The following is a 3,499-nucleotide window of genomic DNA, read 5'->3' on the forward strand; positions in this document are numbered from 1 at the left end:
CGCGCCGAGCTGGGTAGCGGTTGCGTCGTGCTTCCAGAACTCGCCCACCTCGGCGCTGCCGCGCAGCAGTACGCCGCTGCAAAAGTACGCAGGATGCTCGCCCACGCATTCGGCCGTGGTGTTCTGATAGCGCGTATTGAGCAGCTTGGCCACCTCCGGGCCGGTGGCGGCGAAGGCGAGGGTGCCGAATAGCCAAAGGGCAATCAGCAGCGCTGTGTTCAATGGCATGGTGCTGTCCTTGATGATCAGATCATCGTCGTCCCTGCGGGCTGACTTCAGGCGCGTTTGATACCGACGGCCTGATGAAAGGTGTTGGTGTCATGACCGACGGCATTTTTATTGACGTCTGTACCGTTCAGGTCATAAGCCCAGGCCGTCCCCGCACCCAGTTCGTCCCCGGTCCAGACCGGGTAATCCAGCCAGCCAAGGTATACGGCCACCTGACCACTGCTGGGGTAATACAGTGACCAAAGGCGTTTGATCTGGGCGAGTGTGACCGGCTGCACTCTGGCTGCCATGCACAGGACCTTCATGCCCTCCCAGTGAGCGCTTTCAGTGAGGAAGTGCAGCTCCAGAATGCCCTTGATCGTCAGCGGGTAACGCTGGCTCTGGCCCTGGGTATCGGTCGCCGTGATCCTGCACGTTCCATTGCGCACCGCCGTGACCTCGCCGGACGCTGGATGCACGGTCGCAATGGCTACATCATCGCAGCTGTACACGTAGGGTGCCGTGCCCCAGTTGGCTTCTCGGGTCATGCGTATAAAAGCAGGCGTTTCCTTGGGCGGCTTGAGGACCGAGGCCACGTAGTTTTCAGCGCTCAGGTCCAGGGTTGCTGCGCTTTCGAAAGGCGCCTTGAGCAGCAGCTCCAGGATCAGTGATTCCTCCCGTGCGGCTTGCGCCACCTGCTTCTTGCTCTTCTTGTTCTTGTTTTTATTCGTGCCCGCCGCGCGCTGCAACTCGTAGCGAATGGGCAAGATGTTGTCGCTGTTGGCAATGAATTCTTTGGCTGGAACAGAGAACTCCACATCATTGCCCACTGCGCTTTGGCTGATGGGGATAAAGTCGGTGTAGTGATCGCCGACAAACAGGAAGACCCGGTCAAGGTGCGCCATATCGTCGTAGGGTGTGATGCGCACCGTGGCGCCTGTGGCAGGAATAAGTGCAGGATCCAGTACCCCGCCTGGAGCTTCGTCCACTGAGGGAGCTTTGTGTAAGGGCGCTTTGTCAGACATGGTTTCACCTATGGATCTGGATGCCGGTGCTCCCGTGGGAGCGCCGGCATCGTGGGTGGAAAAAACGCTGAGAACGGGGTTACCGTGGGGTGTCGAGCAATGCCCGCTGACTGGCTTTCAATGCCAGCCCTCGTGATGCCGGGGTGGCCAGGTACGAGACCTTGCCCCTCAGTTGGTCTTGCACAGCGCTGCTGTCGCCGCCGCCACCCGCTACGCCCCAGGTCACAACACGGCCGTCGGAGGTGAGGGCGGTGAAACCGGTGGTGTTGCTGTAAAGGGCCACCACATTGGTCAGTTGATCGACGACAGGCGTTGTATCGCCGCCGACCGTTTTATCGCCCCACGCGACCACCGTGCCGTTCTTGCGCAGTGCTGCGAAAGCCTGCGAAGACCCACATATCTGGACAATGTCATCCAGAGTGGCGATGTCGGTCGGCACGGAGCCACCTTCTAATGGCCTGCCCCATGCCACGACGTGTCCGTTGCCGCGCAGGGCGGCGAAAGCGCGCCAGGTGGAGCAGACTGCAACAATATCCGTTAGCCCTTTGATCAAATCATCGATGACGCCGCCATACTCGGCTGTTCCCCATACTGCGACTTGACCTGTCGCACGTAGCACGGCAAATGCCTGGGCGTTGGCGCAACTCAACTCGATGACGTCGGACAGGGTTGCGATGGCCTCAGGCACAGTGCCGCCATAGGTAGCGTTGCCCCAACCGACAATCCGCCCGTTACGCCGGTGTGCGGCGAAGGCCCCGTGGCTGCCGAGCACTGTCCTGATATCATCGATCCCGTCAAATTCGCCCGGCACGACTCCGCCATTGGCTGCCAGCCCCCATGCCACCACGTGGCCGGTGCTACGCAACGCGGCAAACGCCTGTCCGGCAGAGAAAATGTGGGTAATGTCTCTCAATATGCTGATGGCTTCCGGTACGGTGCCACCATTTGCAGCGCTGCCCCATGCCACCACTTGCCCTGTCGTCTTCAAGCCCGCGAAGGCGACGGAGTTGCCCACCACCTGTTTGAAGTCCAGCGGTGAAACACCCCCCATGCTGCCACCTTCTGCAGCGGTCCCCCAGACCACGACCGCACTGTTGGCGCGTCGCGCGGCATAGGCGCTGCGTGTGCAACTCACCTCGACAATGTCGTCCATGGTGATGATGGTCGAGGGAATCGTTGCCCCGTAGGCAGCAAGACCCCATCCCAGGATATTTCCGACATCGCGATGCGCAACGTATGCTGACTGGCCGTTAACTGTCAGGTCGTTACCATTGCCGAAGATGTTCGCCGGGTTCAGGGTCAGTGCGTCGTCCGAAGTGCGCACTTGCAGCGGCTGCTCCGGATGAGTGTCATACCAGGTGCTGCCTGTCGTCCATTGGCTGTCCTCGGGATATTTCCATTCGGCCTGCACGGGGCGACCGGTGCTGGCATTGAACGCACTCAATACCCGCCAGGCACCGGAAGCCCTGTAGGTGCTGCGGTTGTAGCGAGCGCCCATGACTTTCAACTGGCCAGAGCCAACCGCTCTGCGTACATCGTAAACGGTCGGGTCAGACGGGCCATCGGTGCCACCCGCCTTGCGCTCGACGGTATAGCTCAAGGCAACGCTGCCATCGAGCTGTTCGACGATGAAGGTGTGGTCTATCTTGATTTTTTCGAGCTGTTTTCCGGCCTCGTCTGATAGCACCGTGTGCGATTTTTGGTTTGCCGTTTTACCCACCGCGGTCACGCGCACCACGTCATCGGTCTTCAGGTCAGCTGTGGCAGGAATAACCGCTGTGGCACCAAGGGGGAAAACATCATCCGGGTTGATCTGGTCCTTTTGCGGGCCGGTGGCCTCCTTGAAGGTGGCCACCGGCAGTTTGAAGGCCGGAGAGGCTTTCACGAGAAACCGGTATTCCTCACCGACGGCGTCGTCGCCGCCTTCGAACAACTCGACGTAGTAGGTGATGATGACGGTCTTGTCCAGGCTCGCCAGCACAATGTCTGCAAGCACCAGAAATTCCACCACTTTGCCCTGGTTGTTGCCGCTGATGGGTTTGTTGTACTTCTCATCGACGCTTCCATCCTCGGTGCGCCAATTCATGTAGAAGTGATCGCCGGCATTCTCATCGCGGTTGGCGGGAATCAAAACCAGAGCGCCGTCTTTCGCTTCGTTCGGGTCGAGTACGTTATCCACCGTTTTGTCGACTTTTGCCGGCTCCAACAGTTGCTGTTGTGCCTCACCCACAGTAAACACCAATGGATTCGAAAGGCTGGTCTCTTCT

The 3,499-nt window shown here is 59.6% G+C and carries 1 protein-coding gene and 2 pseudogenes; all 3 read right to left on the bottom strand.

The features are described from left to right. Positions 1–228 (bottom strand): annotated as a pseudogene (locus NTD85_RS15245) (hypothetical protein); the annotation flags it as partial. Between the two features lie 47 nt (positions 229–275). Next, the gene (locus NTD85_RS15250) at positions 276–1,232 is read right to left on the bottom strand and encodes a hypothetical protein (RefSeq protein WP_103486721.1); all 957 of its coding nucleotides are present in this window, start codon (positions 1,230–1,232) and stop codon (positions 276–278) included. A gap of 79 nt (positions 1,233–1,311) precedes the next feature. Continuing rightward, positions 1,312–3,499, bottom strand: a pseudogene (locus NTD85_RS15255) (hypothetical protein); the annotation flags it as partial.

The organism is Pseudomonas sp. 13B_3.2_Bac1 (genome assembly GCF_025466205.1).
In the GTDB taxonomy this organism is placed as follows: Bacteria; Pseudomonadota; Gammaproteobacteria; order Pseudomonadales; family Pseudomonadaceae; genus Aquipseudomonas; species Aquipseudomonas fluorescens_H.